Below are 17,739 nucleotides of genomic sequence, written 5' to 3' on the forward strand. Positions count from 1 at the left end.
CCTTCTATCATGAAGAAGAGCGCCATGACGGCGCTCAATCTGTTTTTTGCGATGATAACCAATTGACTGATTGATCGAGAAATGTGATTTTGCTTAAAGCCGTCCCGCCTTGAAGCAACGGATCGACGATATTTTCACTCACATGTCCATGTTTCACAGCCTGAAGGCTTTTCCAAATGTGGTTGGATTCTAAATCCTTGAGGGCATTCGGGTTAGATGCGTTCTCTTCTTCAGAAAATTGAACGAAAATATAATCAGGGTTCAATTCCCCGAGGCGTTCCATTGAAAGTAAGGCTTGTGCTTTCGCCTTTTTTACTTCGTTTGGCGCTGTAAATCCAAGGTCTCCATACAATGTAGAGTTGAAGTACACATCCTCAGGATAGACATACAAATCTCCTTGTCGAATGCGGAGGATGATGGCTGTTTTGTTTTTACTTGTTTCTTTTAGTGTCTTTTTCGCTTTTTCTAAGTCTTTTTGATAGTTTGCAATGATCGTTTTTGCTTCGGTTTCTTTCCCAGTCAGTTGTCCGAGCAGTAAGAGATTGTCTTTCCAATCCGAAGAGATATGGGACACTGGGATGGTCGTTTGCACCTTCTCCAGCTTTTGAATGGTCGCTGGCGGGAACTTTGTTGATCCTAATATCACATCAGGATTGAGCTTTAGGATTTTCTCTACGTTTGGCTCTGTTTTTTCGCCAATGCCTTCTGTTTTAGAGGTGATATCCTCAAACAATGAAGGGAATGTTCCGCCTACAGTTGATGCCCCAATCGGCTTAATACCGAGCAGTTTTGCATCTTCCATTGATTCCAAACTTCCAGCAATAACAAGGCGTTTCGCGGGTGTTTTGACTTCATATATCTGACCTAAGTATTCTATTTCAGCCTTAGCTGATGCTTGTGTGGAAGTTGTTTTCTTTGTTGTAGCCGTTGTGTTTTGATTTACACTACCGCAAGCTGAAGTGATGACCATCACGATACAAATGATAAGCAAAGCTGCCCATTTTTTCATATGTTTTCTCCTTTAAATGATAATTATTCTCAATTAAAAATTATAGGATTCTTTTTATCATTGATCCATAGATTTTCCTCCGGCATTTGATGGACATTTTACGGATAAAAGGATAATAGATCATGAATGACCCGCAGGTGGCTGGCAGCCGTATACTCTCTCCAAGGATCTGAAGAGAGCGAATAGACTGATTGCCGCGCAACCGCTCTTAAGTTTTGCCAAGCTTCCTGCTGCGTTAATTGATGATAGAAAGCGAGGGTGCTCGGTTCTTTATGCAAAAGTAAAAGGATGCAATCAGGATCACACTGCTGGATGAAATCTACATCAATTTTCTGCTCCATCATGCTGTTCGCTTGATGAAAGGCGGGAGGCAGACCGATATCGTCTAATATGACCTCTGACAAAGTGCGGTTGACGGACAAGTAGAGTTGATCTTGATATACCCTAATAGGGAGAATCGTTTTTCTGCTGCGTGAGCAAATTTTCTTCGCCTGCTCGACTAGTTCATCGTATTGTGTCAGCCACTCCTGTGCTTCCTTGTCTTCGCCCAGTATAGCGGCAGTCTCTTGAAACTGAGACCGCCAATCTAATTGATGGAAAGGGACAAAATGTACAGGGCAAATTGATAGAAGGGCAGATTTCTCTTCATTTGTGATTTGATCGTTTGCAATGATGAGTTCTGGCTGTGCTTTTTGCACCTGCTGTATGTTCATTTCGCTATATTCATTGATACGATGTGCGTTTAAATGAATCGGGATGTCGTCCCCATAGTGCTCAAAATCATAGGCCGTCCATTTTGGATGTATGGGTGCAGCGTATGGAAGTACATGAAGCGGCGTCAGCTGTCCAAGGATAGAAGGGCCATAGGCAATGATTTTACGCTGTCTGCTTTTCATATACTGAGAAGGGGACACACCCGTTTTTTTCTTGAACATTCGACTGAAGTAGTAAGGATCGTGATAGCCGATTTCCTGGGCAATATTCTTGAGTTTGTCATTTCCTTGCGCCATCAGCTGCTTAGCACGAGTCAGCCTTTTTTTCGTCAAATAGTCTGTGACGCTTAGACCGAATTGTTTCTTAAATTGTTCACTATAATGATTGGGGCTGACACCAGCCATGTCAGAAAGTATGGTTAAGCGAATAGGTTCATCTGAATGATCATCGATGTATTGCTTCGTTTTAAAAAGCGCCTGTGCCGTGTCACATATCATGTGCTGGTGAAGTGTCAGCAACTTAAAAATCAGCTTTTGAAACATGAGCTGGCTTTGAAAGAAATGATTGGATTCCGGCTGCTGACCAAGGTGTGTCATCTGTGTTAATGAATAATGGATCTGCTCAAAGGCATCTGTATGGACGAATTGCCAGGCATTGAGTAGAGGTTTTGCTTTCTCTTTTGAAATGGTTTCTATCCCATCGTGACCCGGCACATAGATGTGAAAGCGCACTAAATAAAGCTCATGCTTTTGATTGGGCACAGTGTCCAGCATAAACGTTTCGTCTGGCAGCATCGTATAAAGAGTTTCAGCTTTCAAGCGCCATTTTTGATCATTGATGAAGAGAGAGCCGCTGCTGTTGAGACTAAAAAGAAGACAATATGTATTGGAAAGCTGTTGTTCTACATGTGGTAATGCGGTGTGACGGATTTTTTCGACACTGATCAGACGGTACATAAAATGACCGGCCTCAGTCAGCACATGCTGGGAATGAGTCTTCATGAACAGTCACCTCTACTTTTCTTTTTACAACGAATTGAAAAACACCCTGTCTTTTTCACAGGGTGATCATGAGTTTATATGATGCAGATGGCTGGGTGTCTTCTGTGACACCATGGCAACAGAGATCTTGCCAGTTTGCCTGAATGTAGTCAATACAAGCATCCCGAGTGTCTTCTCCATATACAGTCTCCCATCCTTGAGGAACCGGTTCAAAGGATGGCCAAAGAGAATGATGTCTTTTTTCGTTCATCAGCACAAGAAATAAACCATCTTTATGCAAGAAAGGGTTATTCATCGGTCTCCCTCCTTTATCTTTTTTGATTCGGAAGGATAGAGAGCAAAACGCAAGGCCTCATTCATCAAGACTGGCAGAACAGAGGAATGTCCTTCTCTTGAAAATTCCATAAAATGTACGTGTACTCCATTAGGTGAATAGACAGACAGCCGTTCCTTCATCGCCTGTGCGTGATGGTTCATCTGGCAGATATGGTCTTGTTCAAGCTCACCCACACCAATCAATAATCGTTTTTGATGCATCTGTTGTTTTAATCGTTTTTGAAACGACTGTTCTTGCTGTAACAGGAACGACGGATACCAATGAATAGATGGACTTCCGGCAATATATGTTTGAAATGCTTCAGGATGTTCGAATAGTGTACTTAACGTAAAAAGACCGCCAAGAGAGTGGCCAAATAGGGTTTGACGACCTCGATTGATTGAGTACCGTGCTTCAATCATCGGTTTGACCTGTTCTTCCAAAAAGGTAAAAAAAGCAGGGGCACCCCCATAGGAGTGTGTGGAAGCTCCTTTTTTAAGTGTCTGTATCCATTGATCTGGCGGTTGGTGAGTAAAATCCTCATGTCGTTGTGGGTGATGGGGTTGATCCGTCTTGTATCCAATGCCAACAATGACAGCAGGTGTCACCCCTGTTTTTTCAGGGATGCTTGATTGGAGACGAAGTGCTTCTACCATGGTGGCAAAAATCGCATTCCCGTCAAGTACATATATTACAGGGAAACCTTCTGAAGGTATGGGTCCATCTGGTTGATAGATGAATAGTCGATAGGGCCGATCCTTTACATCCAATTGCTGCGTCCCAGCGAGCATAAATGACTGGCTTTCGTAAAAAAGAGAAGGGATCATTCAACTAAGGGCTCCTCTCTAAATGAAAATGATTATCATTATCGAATAAATGGTATCTTGATTTACATGAGAAGTCAAATGGGACGATGGAAATATGAGCAGAAAAGACCGTGATAAAATATGACAAATGATGAAGAAGAAAATGGGTACATCCTTTATAATGAGGGGGTAATCACTATCTCAAAAGGTCAGGTTATAGGGAGAGACAATCGCCATGCATACACCAATTGGCAAGCTAAAACGAAAACTGTACGAATATCAATTGAACTTGAAGAAGACCTTTACGGTCGAGGAATTAAGCGAAATGAAACAAGCGCTACATGAAATACGGATGACATTTGCGGCCTATGAGGAATGGGATTTGTACCAGCGGGCCACTGATATGATCACCGTTCTCCTCCTTCATCACGCCCTCCAGCAAAACCACCACTGACACCTCTTCTTTTTAAAAAAAATACACTTTTCAATGAAACATCGGCATGGTAATTTTGACTATAGTCGATGTTTTTCACTTTTTTATTGATGAAAATGTTAAAATGATGAGTAGCGTATTTTTTTATGAAAGGACGGTGCTTGGCATGACGGAACTTCTCGATGACCGGCTGCCGCCGCAAAATATAGAAGCCGAGCAGGCCGTATTAGGTGCTGTTTTTTTAGAACCATCTGCGCTAACGCTCGCTTCTGAGGTATTAATTCCAGAGGATTTCTATAGAATGTCGCATCAAAAGATTTACAATGCGATGCTTGTACTTGGTGATAGAGGGGAACCGGTCGATCTTGTCACGGTGACATCTGAACTTGCCAATACAGATTTACTTGAAGAGGTAGGCGGGATTTCGTATTTAACCGATATTGCGAACTCTGTCCCAACTGCCGCAAACATTGAATACTATGCAAAAATTGTAGAAGAAAAATCCATTTTAAGACGTCTGATCCGCACTGCGACATCCATTGCACAGGATGGGTACACGCGTGAGGATGAGGTAGAGGATCTGTTGAGTGATGCTGAAAAGACCATTATGGAAGTGGCGCAGCGTAAAAACTCAGGAGCTTTCCAAAACATTAAAGACGTTCTTGTTCAGACATATGATAATATTGAACAGCTTCATAACCGCAAAGGCGATATTACAGGGATTCCAACAGGTTTCTCTGAGCTTGACCGGATGACAGCTGGATTCCAGCGAAATGACTTAATTATTGTAGCGGCACGTCCATCAGTAGGGAAAACAGCCTTCGCATTGAACATCGCACAAAATGTCGCGACCAAAACGGACGAAAGTGTCGCCATCTTTAGTTTAGAGATGGGCGCTGAGCAATTAGTCATGCGTATGCTTTGTGCAGAGGGAAATATCAATGCACAGAACCTAAGAACCGGTAATCTGACAGAAGAAGACTGGGGCAAGCTGACAATGGCGATGGGCTCGCTGTCAAACAGTGGAATTTTCATTGACGATACACCTGGGATCAGAGTGAGTGAAATTCGCTCGAAATGCCGCCGGTTGAAGCAAGAAAACGGTCTTGGCATGATCTTGATCGACTACTTACAGCTTATCCAAGGGAGCGGACGATCAAGCGATAACCGTCAGCAAGAGGTATCTGAAATTTCTAGGGCTTTAAAGTCACTAGCAAGAGAACTTGAAGTTCCGGTCATTGCTTTATCACAGCTTTCACGCGGGGTAGAGCAGCGTCAGGACAAGCGTCCAATGATGTCTGATATTCGTGAATCAGGAAGTATTGAGCAGGATGCCGATATCGTGGCATTCCTTTATCGTGATGATTACTACGACAAAGAATCAGAGAATAAGAACATTATAGAAATCATTATTGCCAAACAGCGTAACGGTCCAGTAGGTACAGTATCACTGGCGTTCGTCAAAGAATATAACAAATTCGTCAACCTGGAAAGAAGATTTGACGATGCGGGTGTTCCGCCCGGTGCTTAAAGCCCAGCTCAAGAAGCTGGGCTTTTTTTGATCCATCTACATCGAAAGAATGATTGAAAAACGGTCGAAATGAGGAGGAGAGGAAGAATGAGAGAGCGTATACTAAAGAGAGAGAAGGAGTGATGACTGATGAAATTTCAACAGTTCGAAGCCGCTCAATTACGCATCGCACGCCCAACTGTCAACATGGAAGAGGTTGTGTCCTTTTATGAAGAAGGCTTAGGGCTCAAACGAATAGGCTCATTTGATCAGCATGAAGGGTACGATGGGGTGATGCTTGGGCTTCCTCACCAGCATGTTCATTTAGAAATCACCAAACATGAAGAAGAAGAGAGTCTGCCCGCTCCGCATCCAGAACAGCTGCTTGTTTTCTATATTCCAGATGAACAGGAGTTTCAGGAGATGAAAGAGAGACTGATCTCATGTGGCGGACGTCATGTCACCTCTACGAATCCATACTGGGACCGGGGAGGAGCGACCATTGAAGACCCAGATGGGTATCGAGTTGTGCTCATGAACTCAGAAGGAATTACACCTGTTTAAAAAGACTCCCATGCTTAGTGGGAGTCTTTTTGTTATGAACGAGGCGTGACACGCAGCTTCAGCTCTTTCAGTCCATACATACTGCTGCTTGTCATCGGAACGTAAGAGAGGAGCTCTAGCGACTCATATCGGTCCATTAAAGTCTTTATGGCTGTACATGCCTCTAGGCGAGCAAGTGGTGCGCCTAGACAGAAATGGATGCCGTGACCGAAGCCAATATGAGGGTTAGGATGACGGTGTATATCGTATTCATGTGCGTTTGAAAACTGACGCTCATCCCGGTTGGCAGAGGCGAGAAAGACAATCACATTGTCCCCCTTTTTCAACGCTTTCCCTCCAAGCTCTGTGTCCTCTGTGACATAACGGACGATCGTAGGCGCAGGGGCACGGAATCGAACAGCCTCTTCCACAGCACGAGGGATGAGCTCAGGTGATTGAGCGAGCGCTTCATACGCTCCAGGCTTTTCTAACAGGCTAAAGATCATATTGGAGATTAGATTGGTGGTCGTTTCGTTGCCTGCTAACAGGAGAAGGTTGCAGAAAGGGATTAATTCATCCGCTGACAGCTTGTCTCCATTCTCCTCCGCTTGAATCAAAAGAGAAATCAAATCTTCACCGAGGTGCTGACGCTTCTCTTCTATGATGTCTGCAAAAAATGCCATCATGTCAGCCTCTCCTTGGTCTCGTGTCTTCTGCCATTCCGCTACATCTTTTTCATCTTCACTTTTAGGCATACTGACGAGAATATCTGACCATTCTTTAAAGGACTGTTTACGCTCTGAAGGCACACCTAAAAGCTCTGCAATGACGATGACAGGAAGCGGATAGGAGATGTCTTGAACAAGATCAATTTCTCCCTTCCCTTCTATTTGTGCCACGAGTTCATCCATCAATTCTTGAATACGGGGCTCCCACGATTTCATCACTCGAGGTGTAAAGGCCTTGCTCACAATGGAGCGGATTCGCGTGTGTTTAGGCGGATCCATCATCACCATTGTTTTCATCAGAGAATGCTTCCGCTGGTCTTTAGGCGGCTGACTAGAAAAGGTATCTTTATCGATTGTGACACGCTTTGCTTCTTCATAGGTGAACACACTCCATGTTTGGCTTGTTTCATCAAAATGAACAGGCGATTCCTGACGCATTTTGGCATACCAATCAAACGGGTTATATGGGTCCTGTTTGTTTTTTCCTCTTAATAACGCTTTTTGCACGGCACTTGGTGTGGTTGTTTCCATGATTATCACTCCTTATGGGTTGTCAGATGATTCCTTTTTTTCGTTGTGTTAGATTAAAGTTAATTCATCAGCCTTGAGGATTCAACCAACAGAAAAGCGAAATCTGTTGAAGAAAATGGGAAGGGGGAGCGGCTTGTGGCGGACTGCTACAGAGGAGATAAGCGCGCAACTGAATCAAAGCAGCAATTAAGAAAAGCGTTATTTCAGTTATTAAGAGAGAAGGAATGGGGGAAGATTTCCGTACAGGATTTAACGAAAAGGGCAGGTATCCATCGCACCACCTTTTATCAGCATTATGAAGATAAGTTTGATCTTGCCCAGCAGGTCATGGATGAGATGTTTGATGTGATGAAAGCCGCTATTTTTGCACCTGTACAAGAAGAGGATTGGCAGGCAGACCATACAGCATATGTGTATATTTTTCGGTTTTTTCAGCATTTGCAGGAACATGAAGAGGAGTATCAAATTCTCTTGAAAAGAGGACGAGAGCTCAATATACATCAAACAGTCAGTGCTTTTTTTGAAGAAAGCTTTACTTTGAGGTTAGAGGAGGTCGCATGTTCAAAGCCTGACCCGCATCACGTTCCTCTCGACATGCAGAAGCAATTTGTCATCTCTGCTTATGTTGGGACCGCTGAATGGTGGCTGAGGACAGGGAGACCGTATTCACCTGATTTCATGGCAAGCTCAATGATTCAATTGATTGAAAATCATGAATAAGGTGAGAAACGAAAAAAGTTGTTTTTGCTCAAAATCTCTTTTTTTTAGCAAGGAAGAAGCGGTTAAAGCGCTTTTCCTCACATTTAAAGCGAACAAAATTTGATTTCGAGATATTAATGTTCGGATTTCACGTTGACTTTTTCATTGTGCATTGATAAAATAAATGTGTTTGAAAGAGATAACGTTTTGAAAGGTTAACGGAGGTGCACGATATGTCTTCAGTAGTCGTAGTAGGTACGCAGTGGGGTGACGAAGGAAAAGGGAAAATTACCGATTTCCTTTCAGAAAATGCAGAGGTGATTGCCCGTTATCAAGGGGGAAACAATGCAGGTCACACGATCAAATTTGATGGAGTGACTTACAAGCTACACCTCATTCCGTCCGGTATTTTTTATAAAGAGAAAACTTGTGTCATCGGTAATGGAATGGTGGTTGATCCTAAAGCGTTGGTCACTGAGCTTGCGTATCTTCACGAACGGAATGTGAGTACAGAGAACCTCAGAATCAGCAATAGAGCCCATGTGATTCTGCCTTACCATTTAAAATTGGATGAGGTAGAAGAAGAACGGAAAGGGGCTAATAAGATCGGTACGACGAAAAAAGGAATCGGACCAGCTTATATGGACAAAGCAGCTCGCGTCGGAATCCGTGTCGCAGATCTATTAGATCGTGAAGTATTTGAAGAGAAGCTTGCACGTAATCTAGAAGAGAAAAATCGTCTTTTAGAGAAAATGTACGACACAGAAGGCTTCAAAATTGAAGATATTTTAGACGAGTATTATGAATATGGTCAGCAAGTAAAAAAATATGTCGTGGACACATCTGTTGTATTGAACGATGCTCTAGATGAAGGCCGCCGTGTTCTATTTGAAGGAGCTCAGGGCGTGATGCTTGATATCGATCAAGGGACATACCCATTTGTAACGTCATCTAATCCAGTGGCTGGAGGCGTGACGATTGGTTCGGGTGTAGGACCAACAAAAATTCAACATGTGGTTGGCGTGTCAAAAGCGTACACAACACGTGTTGGAGATGGCCCATTCCCGACTGAACTCCATGATGAAATTGGCGATCAAATCCGTGAAGTTGGCCGTGAATACGGTACGACAACTGGGCGCCCGCGCCGTGTTGGCTGGTTTGACAGTGTCGTTGTCCGTCATGCCCGCCGTGTGAGCGGGATTACAGATTTATCTCTTAACTCAATCGATGTACTGACAGGGATTGAGACATTGAAAATCTGTGTCGCTTATAAATTGAACGGAGAAATCACAGAGGAATTCCCAGCAAGCCTAAAAGAATTAGCGAAATGTGAGCCTGTCTACGAAGAAATGCCAGGTTGGACAGAGGATATTACAGGCGTGAAGAATTTAAGTGAACTGCCTGCAAATGCCCGTCATTACTTAGAGCGTATTTCACAATTAACAGGTATTCCACTGTCTATCTTCTCAGTCGGACCAGACCGTTCACAAACGAACATTGTCCGCAGCGTGTACCGTCCATAAGCATAAACTGATCAAACACCGGTAAAATGACACATTTTACTGGTGTTTTTTTTGTTTAAATATTCCTTAATTTCACCAGAACGGACTTCCCGGCATTACCAAAATATGATAACTGTATAAAGGGAAGGAGCGTTCAAGTGAAAGATAGAATACGATTATTAGATATTTTACGAGGCTTTGCCATATTAGGCACATTGGGAACGAACGTCTGGTTTTTTGCATACGCAGGGGATACTTTTGCGACAGATCAGATTGCGGATGAATATGAAAATGGCAGTTTTCTTGAAAGCCTTGTTTCCATGTTCGTTTATGGAAAAATGCTCTCGCTGCTCACGATCATGTTTGGTGTGGGGCTAGAGCTGAAATATCAGCAGGCGAAAAGAAGAAACACACCTTGGCCGGGTACCTATTTATGGATTCTTTTATTTTTATTTATTGAAGGTTTTGTCCATTTTGCGCTTGTGATGGAATATGATGTACTCATGAGTTACGCCGTCACAGGTCTCCTTGTGGCTTTTATTGTACGTGGAGGGAGTCGGCGCATCAAAAAAGGCATGCTTGTCTCTGGTGCCATTCATTTGTTAGTGATGGCTTTTCTGGTTGTATTTTCTTTCTCTGAAATGGAAACTGAATCCTATGACCAGAGCAGTGAACCAGCGTACGAAGAACAGCTGCCGGAGACATGGATATCTCAAGTTCAAGACCGATTACAGCACTTTTTCATGTACCGAGAAGAAGCGATCTTTATCATTCCGATGAATACATTTTTATTTTTATTAGGCGTGCGAATGATGAGAGCCGGTGTATTTTATGCAAATGAACGTGGGCGATCTCTGCGGAAAACATTATTCCGAATCGGTTTGTGGGTTGGTCTGCCGCTGAATGCACTCGTCTTCGTTCCAAATGAAATAGTGGAATTCGTGGTGCGCTATTTGTTTTCACCATTCCTCTCTATCTTCTATATAGCTGTCATGGCAAAGCTTTTGGCGCGTACGGAATCATGGTTCATGTGGACTTGGTTTGAATATGTAGGGAAAATGGCGCTCAGCTGCTATATCCTGCAAAATGTCATCTGCTCCATTCTTTTTTACAGCTGGGGGTTGGGTCTTGGTGGTCAAATCAACGCACCCCTCATCGTCTTGGCATGGCTACTGATTTCACTTCTGCAAATCGCCATATCAGCATGTTGTCTAAAGGTTTGGAGAATTGGTCCGATGGAATATATTCGTTCGCGGGCACTTCACCGAGTGACGATGAAGAAAGCATCGTAAAGGGGAATAGATACAATGTTTTTTAAAAAAATGGCGAAAAAAGAACAAGCGAATGCACATAAAGCTGCAGTACCAGCGTTTGTCTTTTATGTTCTGGCATTAGGGGGACATGCGCTGTACTCGTATTTCGAAGGAGACAGACGACCCGTCACCTTTGTCATTTTAATGGCTGGACTTCTTGTTTTTTTCGTCGCAGATTGGCTATATAATAAAAGGCATTCATAAAAGAAGCCCTCATGACGAGGGTTTCTTTTTTATTTCACGCTTTTATATTGGCCTTTTAAGTTTTTGCGGATGTACTGGATGATTTTGCGCAGTTCGTTGGCATGCGGTCTGCCAAATGGGCTTGTTTGTCTTTGCTGATAGAGGACTTGTCCTTTTTCATTTAATAAGAAATAGGCGGGTTCTCCGTGTACCCCGTGATCTTCATATGGGGCATCTTCCCCGTGATAGAACACTTCATATGCTTTTAATGATGTGAGGTCTTGGTCAGACATGATGGGGAAAGAAAGTCCCTCTTTATCAGCAAATTCCTTCAAGTCATCAGGGTTATCCGTTGAAATGGCCATTAAGTGAATATCCTTGTCTTGAAAGTAAGCTTGCTGCTGTTCGAGCTCTTTTAATTCTTCTACGCATACTGGGCACCATGAGCCTCTAAAGAAAATGATGAGATGCCAGCTTTGATGCTCCTCTAAATGTTTATGAAAATCAATATGTTCGCCCTGAACGGTTGGAAGTGAAAAGTTGGGCATTTTATCTCCTAATTTGAATGAACTCATACTGCTTCCTCCTTTTTCAATCACCATGTTACTTATTTCATGTATAACCATTTTCGAGCGGATTAAAACGTTTCTATGTGTTTGAATAGGCAGTGACTAAAAAAAAGGTCGAAATTGAAGGCGGTTGCAGAAATGGGCGGTTTGACAGAAGATATCAAATCCGACACTTTTTTTAAAAAAATGTCGAAAAACGTATTGCCATATGTAATTACTCTATGATATTATAAATCTCGTTGTTGCAAAGGTCTCTGAAACTTGTTAGGATGCGATATTCCAGCTTTTTTGAAAGCGATTGGTTTGACGTCATACAGCTTCTTCAGATTCACTTTTCACAAACCAAGAGCCATTAGCTCAGTTGGTAGAGCATCTGACTTTTAATCAGAGGGTCGAAGGTTCGAGTCCTTCATGGCTCACCATGTATTGGCCCGTTGGTCAAGCGGTTAAGACACCGCCCTTTCACGGCGGTAACACGGGTTCGAATCCCGTACGGGTCATTGATTTACTTTAGCGTTAAGCTAATTTTTCCTCACTTGCTTGAAGGAGCACCACGATTGCTTTTTCGGGCAAGTTACTGAGGTCCGGTAGTTCAGTTGGTTAGAATGCCTGCCTGTCACGCAGGAGGTCGCGGGTTCGAGTCCCGTCCGGACCGCCATTTATACATATTCATCTTTTTGATGATGGCTCGGTAGCTCAGTTGGTAGAGCAACGGACTGAAAATCCGTGTGTCGGCGGTTCGATTCCGTCCCGAGCCACTTCCAAACGCATCTGCAATCGCAGGTGCGTTTTTATTATGAAAAGAAGGCATAAAAAGGGAGAAGCCGGACCTAGGTAGGGCCCGGCTCCATAAGAAGAAGACGTTACATATATATAGACGGCTGGTGATTGGAAAAGTTTCAATAAAAAAGGAAAAAGTCATCAATTTTTTGGGCAGTGTCCTTCCTATCCAACGTTTACTAGAAAAGAAAGCCGTTATTATTTTTATCTTTGCCCCGTAAAACGTTATAATAGACAGTGAGCTTTTTTTCGTAAATGAAAAAGGCGTAATGAGAGATGCAAAATGGAATGACATAGATGCTAAAAATGCAGGAGGAAATCATAATGGAAAAAAAGATTCTTGTCGTAGATGATGAAAAACCGATTGCTGATATATTGGAATTTAACTTAAGAAAAGAGGGCTATGAGGTTCATTGTGCATATGACGGAAATGAAGCCCTTGAAATGGTAGAAGAAATTAAGCCGGACATCATCTTACTCGACATTATGCTGCCGAACAAAGATGGCGTTGAGGTATGCCGTGAAGTGAGAAAGAAATATGACATGCCGATTATCATGCTGACAGCAAAGGACTCTGAAATTGATAAAGTCATCGGTCTTGAGCTTGGCGCGGATGATTATGTGACAAAGCCTTTCAGCACGCGCGAGCTGCTTGCACGTGTGAAAGCGAATTTGAGAAGACAGATTGCTGCTCCGCAATCAGAGGAAGAGTCTGAATCAAACGATATCGAGATTGGCTCACTTGTTATCTACCCAGATGCGTATGTCGTGTCTAAGCGTGACGAAACGATTGAGTTAACGCATCGTGAATTCGAATTGCTGCATTACTTAGCGAAGCATATCGGACAAGTGATGACACGTGAGCACTTATTGCAAACGGTATGGGGCTACGATTACTTCGGAGATGTCCGCACAGTAGACGTTACAGTCCGCCGTCTTCGTGAGAAAATTGAAGACAACCCTAGCCACCCGAGCTGGATCGTGACAAGACGAGGCGTCGGCTACTATTTAAGAAACCCAGAGCAGGACTAAGATTCTTATGAGTAAAGTAGGTTTTTTTCGCTCGATTCACTTCAAATTGACCTTAATCTATGTGCTGCTGATCATTGTCGCCATGCAGATCATTGGCGTGTACTTTGTGAAGCAGCTAGAGCAGTCCTTAATTAATTCATATGATAATTCCTTGAATCAGCGAATCTACTCGTTATCGTATTACCTAGAACAAGATTCATCGAAAAGCAAGGCAGAATTAAAAGAGGATGCTCAAAAGATATTAAACGATTTTAACAACAAAGATGAATCAAATGAAATTTCTGAAGTCAGCTATATTGACGAAAGCAGAGAGGTCATTGCCTCTGTGAACAATGGCAGTCAAGAGATTGCCGGCAAGAAAATCACAGATCAAATCATTAGCCGTATTTTCGCGGTGGGCAAAGACTATGAGAAAAAGTTCTATGACCCTGAATCGAATAAACGGGTGCGTATTTCAGCGACAGCCGTGAAGAATGAGAACCAAGAGACCGTTGGTGTGATTTATGTTGTCTCCTCTATGGAAAGTGTGTTTAACCAAATGCGAACCATCAACACCATTTTAGCCACTGGTACACTGATCGCACTTGGGACGACTGCTCTACTTGGTATCTTCATCTTTAGAACGATTACACATCCGATTTCGGATATGAGAAAGCAAGCGATCGAGCTCGCCAAAGGGAACTTTTCCAGAAAGGTCCGAAAGTACGGACACGATGAGATCGGTCAGCTTGCGACGACCTTTAACCATCTGACGAGAGAGCTGGAGGAGGCTCAGCTGATGACAGAGGGTGAGCGGAAAAAGCTTTCTTCTGTCATTGCCTATATGACAGATGGTGTCATTGCAACGAATCAAAACGGTGCCATTATTCTATTAAACAGCCCGGCATTAGAGCTGTTAAATGTTTCACGTGAAACAGCATTAGAGATGCCGATTACATCGTTACTTGGCCTAGAGGAAACCCATACATTTGAAGATTTAGTTGAAAATCAAGACTCCATGCTGATAGAAATTGAACGCGAAGATCAGCTGTCTGTTTTGCGCGTAAATTTCTCAGTCATTCAAAAAGAGCATGGGAAGATTGATGGTTTAATTGCGGTTATTTATGACGTCACAGAGCAGGAGAAAATTGATGCTGAACGCCGTGAATTCGTAGCGAACGTATCGCATGAGCTACGTACACCGCTGACGACGATGCGAAGCTATCTTGAGGCACTAGCTGAAGGTGCAATTGGCGATAAGGAGCTTGCGCCAAGGTTCCTCAGTGTTACGCAAAATGAAACAGAGCGTATGATCAGGCTTGTCAACGACCTGCTCCAGCTGTCCAAATTCGACAGCAAGGACTATCAATTCAACCGTGAGTGGACGAACTTTATCAGGTTTATCTCGCTCGTCATTGATCGTTTTGAAATGACGAAGGAGCAGCATGTCGATTTTATCCGCAATCTGCCGCAGCGTGAAATATATGTGGAAATTGATCAGGATAAAATCACACAGGTGCTCGATAACATCATTTCCAATGCCATGAAATATTCTCCAGAGGGTGGACATATCACGTTTACAGTCGATCTGGATGAGGATGAAGGGCTTGTGTTATTCAGCGTCAAAGATGAAGGAATCGGTATTCCGAAGAAGGATATGGATAAAATCTTTGAACGTTTTTATCGAGTAGATAAAGCAAGAACAAGAAAGCTTGGCGGTACCGGCCTAGGTCTTGCGATTGCAAAAGAAATGGTACAGGCTCATGGCGGAGATATTTGGGCTGACAGCATCGAAGGAAAAGGAACAACGGTAACCTTTACCCTTCCGTACAATGAAGAACAAGAGGATGATTGGGATGAAGCGTGAGACCTTTAAAACCATAATATTGACAATCCTAATTGCGATCAGTCTTGTGTTTACGTGGAATATTTGGATGTTCCAGCCCGTCATGCAGGATCAGGCAGATGCCGGCACAACGGTCGTGGAAACGAAGAAGATCTCAAGCGATGAGCCCCGAAGTCTCATTGATGTCGTCAAGCCGCGGGAGATGTTCATCCATTCAAATGGGGAGCATTTTAAAGTGGATCAAAAGGAACTCTTTCAAAACTTTTGGAATGATGTGAGCCTTTGGGATGTCAAAGAGATGAAGGATGTGTCGGATCAATATTCCGAGCAGAGGTTTAAAAATTTCTTCTATGGACGCGGGGGACAAGGGAAGACATTGGATCTTGTGTTCAATGACCCGATTCCAATTGATATTTTCCAGGCGCTGTTTAAATGGCCGAACAAATCCATTGAGTACAACTCGTTTGACCGGATGATTGTGCCGTTTGCCCAGCAGGATAAGGCCAATAAGAAAGTCTATTTGGTCTCATACAGCAAGGAAACGGTGCTTGAGCTGACAATTGAGTCCGCCAACTATCGTAATCTGATGGACAGTATCGCAGCCGCTCAAGACGAGATGCCGCGCTATGATCTCTATACATTCTCTGCGAATTCTAAAAGAGATTTCCTCCTGCCGAGAAAGCAAAAGCAGCTTGAATCGAAAATGTTCTTTATCGAAACGATTAAGACAAGTAAGTTCAAGGACGCTTTGTTTACCGACCCAAGTCTTGTCGGGGAAGAGTCTAATTTAAACCGGACGGTGTATACAGATGGGACAAGTCGTCTTGAAGCCAATCAAAAAGACCACCGCATCCAATATCAGCATCGCAATATCAATTCCAGTACCGTCTTCCAAACGGGGGATTTGATCAAGCGAAGCGTGAAGTATTTTAACGATACGGGTAGCTTTACCGATGACTATCAATACTTTGGCATCAACAGCAACCAGCAGCTGTCCTTTAATATGTTTATGGATGGTCTGCCGATTGTCAACAGCACAAAGCATCCATTCGGTATGACCTCTCTTGAAGTACAATGGGCGAATGATGACATCTTGAGTTACAAGCGTCCAAACTACATTCTCGGCAACAAAGCGAGTCAGAGTGAACAGGTCAAGCTGATGAATGGAACAGAGCTGAAGGACTTGATCATGAAACAGACGAAATATGATGACCTTGAGAAAATTGAACAGATTTTCCCTGCCTATCAAGCGACGTCAACGGCATCAGATCAGGATCAAGCGATGTTTGTCTGGCTGGAGCCAGTCTGGTGCATGAAATATAACGGCAAAACCGTGATTCTATCGAATGATCTGCTGACAGAGGGGAGCGAGAATCATGGAGTGGAATAAGACCAAAACGATCTTTATCCTAGCCTTTCTCGTTCTCGATATTTTTCTAGGCTTTCAATATTTTGAAAAACGATCGACTGATCATTTTGCGATTATCGAGAAGACGGACACGCTGGAAGAAATGAAGGCAGACGGGATCAAATATGGCAATCTATCAGATGAAGCGAAGATTGGATACCGCATCACAGCTGAAAAAAAGCAATATACGAAAAAGGATGTCGACGGATTAGCTGATCAAAAGGCGAAAAGCACATTCCCGAAATCAGATAAAGATGATCCTGTCACGTTGCTTGAAATGACCTTCAATAAACCAGTCGCCTTGCCAAAAAAGGATATGAAAACAGCAGCGACGAATCTGGTGAACCAGCGTTTGCTGGATGGGAAGAATTATAAGCTGTGGAATATTGATGAAGATACAGGTGAAATCGTCTTTTTCCAAACGTATAAAGGGAAATACATTTTCCAAGAAGGCCTTGATGACACGGAAACCATCGGGAAAATCACCTTAGATGTAAACGATCGAAACGAGGTCGTGTCGTATCAGCAGTCGATGGTGACCTCGATTAACGAAGTGAGAAAAGAAACCCTTGTCCCAGCGCTTGAAACCGTGAAGGACTTATATACGCAAAACATGCTGAGCCAGAATACGACCGTGAAAAAGGTGGAACTTGGCTACTATACGCAATACCCGGGTGCAAGCACGCAAGTTATGGTTCCTGTATGGCGAGTGGAGCTTGAAGGTGTAGCAACTGGTTCAAAGAAAAAGACAGAGGAAGAATATTTGATCAATGCCATTGATGGCTCAACACTTGATCATATAGAGAAAGATGACAAATCTTCAATGGAGTGAGAGAA

Annotated in this window: 17 protein-coding genes and 4 tRNA genes; 15 read left to right on the forward strand and 6 right to left on the reverse strand. The window is 43.2% G+C overall.

Going from position 1 to position 17,739, the window contains the following annotated elements; translation table 11 throughout:
- Positions 1-34: 34 nt before the first annotated feature.
- From IEE86_RS15500 to IEE86_RS15515, 4 genes are all read right to left on the reverse strand, one after another.
- Entirely contained in the window at positions 35-1,009 is a 975-nt protein-coding gene (locus IEE86_RS15500) for an iron-hydroxamate ABC transporter substrate-binding protein (protein WP_191098021.1), read from the reverse strand.
- 98 nt (positions 1,010-1,107) lie between these two features.
- Positions 1,108-2,724 (reverse strand): ABC transporter substrate-binding protein, encoded by a 1,617-nt coding sequence (locus tag IEE86_RS15505; protein ID WP_191098022.1) that lies wholly within the window; start codon positions 2,722-2,724, stop codon positions 1,108-1,110.
- Between the two features lie 55 nt (positions 2,725-2,779).
- Positions 2,780-3,019 (reverse strand): MbtH family protein, encoded by a 240-nt coding sequence (locus IEE86_RS15510; protein ID WP_191098023.1) that lies wholly within the window; start codon positions 3,017-3,019, stop codon positions 2,780-2,782.
- Entirely contained in the window at positions 3,016-3,867 is an 852-nt protein-coding gene (locus IEE86_RS15515) for an alpha/beta hydrolase (protein WP_191098024.1), read from the reverse strand. Before IEE86_RS15515 ends, IEE86_RS15510 begins: the two co-directional genes overlap by 4 nt.
- Positions 3,868-4,081: 214 nt before the next feature.
- Here IEE86_RS15515 and IEE86_RS15520 point away from each other — a divergent pair, with 214 nt between their 5' ends.
- The 3 genes from IEE86_RS15520 to IEE86_RS15530 all read left to right on the forward strand — a co-directional run bounded on the left by IEE86_RS15520 (position 4,082) and on the right by IEE86_RS15530 (position 6,353).
- The gene (locus IEE86_RS15520; RefSeq protein WP_191098025.1) at positions 4,082-4,300 is read left to right on the forward strand and encodes a hypothetical protein; all 219 of its coding nucleotides are present in this window, start codon (positions 4,082-4,084) and stop codon (positions 4,298-4,300) included.
- Positions 4,301-4,445: 145 nt separating this feature from the next.
- The gene (dnaB, locus tag IEE86_RS15525; RefSeq protein ID WP_191098026.1) at positions 4,446-5,810 is read left to right on the forward strand and encodes a replicative DNA helicase; all 1,365 of its coding nucleotides are present in this window, start codon (positions 4,446-4,448) and stop codon (positions 5,808-5,810) included.
- 129 nt (positions 5,811-5,939) lie between these two features.
- Complete coding sequence (locus IEE86_RS15530) at positions 5,940-6,353, forward strand: VOC family protein (RefSeq protein ID WP_191098027.1); 414 nt, start codon at positions 5,940-5,942, stop codon at positions 6,351-6,353.
- 32 nt (positions 6,354-6,385) lie between these two features.
- Here IEE86_RS15530 and IEE86_RS15535 read toward each other — a convergent pair whose 3' ends face one another.
- Positions 6,386-7,591 carry a cytochrome P450 gene (locus IEE86_RS15535; RefSeq protein WP_191098028.1) on the reverse strand — a complete coding sequence of 402 codons (1,206 nt, stop codon included), beginning with the start codon at positions 7,589-7,591 and terminating at the stop codon, positions 6,386-6,388.
- A 135-nt stretch (positions 7,592-7,726) separates the two neighbouring features.
- Here IEE86_RS15535 and IEE86_RS19625 point away from each other — a divergent pair, with 135 nt between their 5' ends.
- The 4 genes from IEE86_RS19625 to IEE86_RS15555 all read left to right on the forward strand — a co-directional run bounded on the left by IEE86_RS19625 (position 7,727) and on the right by IEE86_RS15555 (position 11,309).
- Positions 7,727-8,311 carry a TetR/AcrR family transcriptional regulator gene (locus IEE86_RS19625; RefSeq protein ID WP_191098029.1) on the forward strand — a complete coding sequence of 195 codons (585 nt, stop codon included), beginning with the start codon at positions 7,727-7,729 and terminating at the stop codon, positions 8,309-8,311.
- A 212-nt stretch (positions 8,312-8,523) separates the two neighbouring features.
- Positions 8,524-9,813 carry an adenylosuccinate synthase gene (locus tag IEE86_RS15545; RefSeq protein ID WP_191098030.1) on the forward strand — a complete coding sequence of 430 codons (1,290 nt, stop codon included), beginning with the start codon at positions 8,524-8,526 and terminating at the stop codon, positions 9,811-9,813.
- A gap of 137 nt (positions 9,814-9,950) precedes the next feature.
- Positions 9,951-11,084, forward strand: coding sequence for a DUF418 domain-containing protein (locus IEE86_RS15550; protein ID WP_191098031.1), 1,134 nt, complete (start codon positions 9,951-9,953; stop codon positions 11,082-11,084).
- A 15-nt stretch (positions 11,085-11,099) separates the two neighbouring features.
- Positions 11,100-11,309 carry a hypothetical protein gene (locus IEE86_RS15555; protein ID WP_191098032.1) on the forward strand — a complete coding sequence of 70 codons (210 nt, stop codon included), beginning with the start codon at positions 11,100-11,102 and terminating at the stop codon, positions 11,307-11,309.
- Between the two features lie 29 nt (positions 11,310-11,338).
- On the opposite strand, the gene IEE86_RS15560 is transcribed toward IEE86_RS15555, so the two are convergent.
- Positions 11,339-11,863: a peroxiredoxin family protein gene (locus IEE86_RS15560; RefSeq protein ID WP_191098033.1), complete on the reverse strand. Its 525-nt coding sequence runs from the start codon at positions 11,861-11,863 to the stop codon at positions 11,339-11,341.
- Positions 11,864-12,203: 340 nt separating this feature from the next.
- Between IEE86_RS15560 and IEE86_RS15565 the strand changes: the two genes are divergently transcribed.
- The 8 genes from IEE86_RS15565 to IEE86_RS15600 all read left to right on the forward strand — a co-directional run bounded on the left by IEE86_RS15565 (position 12,204) and on the right by IEE86_RS15600 (position 17,734).
- A tRNA-Lys gene (locus tag IEE86_RS15565) sits at positions 12,204-12,279 on the forward strand.
- A gap of 6 nt (positions 12,280-12,285) precedes the next feature.
- A tRNA-Glu gene (locus IEE86_RS15570) sits at positions 12,286-12,357 on the forward strand.
- A gap of 81 nt (positions 12,358-12,438) precedes the next feature.
- Positions 12,439-12,515 (forward strand) — tRNA-Asp (locus IEE86_RS15575).
- 27 nt (positions 12,516-12,542) lie between these two features.
- Positions 12,543-12,615, forward strand: a tRNA-Phe gene (locus IEE86_RS15580).
- Positions 12,616-12,961: 346 nt separating this feature from the next.
- Complete coding sequence (gene yycF, locus IEE86_RS15585; RefSeq protein ID WP_191098034.1) at positions 12,962-13,669, forward strand: response regulator YycF; 708 nt, start codon at positions 12,962-12,964, stop codon at positions 13,667-13,669.
- 7 nt (positions 13,670-13,676) lie between these two features.
- A complete protein-coding gene (gene walK, locus IEE86_RS15590; protein ID WP_191098035.1) occupies positions 13,677-15,515 on the forward strand; it encodes a cell wall metabolism sensor histidine kinase WalK in 1,839 nt (612 codons plus the stop codon).
- Entirely contained in the window at positions 15,505-16,884 is a 1,380-nt protein-coding gene (gene yycH / locus IEE86_RS15595) for a two-component system activity regulator YycH (protein ID WP_191098036.1), read from the forward strand. Before walK ends, yycH begins: the two co-directional genes overlap by 11 nt.
- Positions 16,871-17,734, forward strand: a complete 864-nt coding sequence (locus IEE86_RS15600; RefSeq protein ID WP_191098037.1) for a two-component system regulatory protein YycI — start codon at positions 16,871-16,873, stop codon at positions 17,732-17,734. The genes yycH and IEE86_RS15600 overlap by 14 nt, the downstream gene beginning before the upstream one ends.
- Positions 17,735-17,739 lie beyond the last annotated feature (5 nt).

It is taken from the genome of Bacillus crepusculi, assembly GCF_014764715.1.
GTDB lineage: Bacteria > Bacillota > Bacilli > Bacillales > Bacillaceae > Bacillus.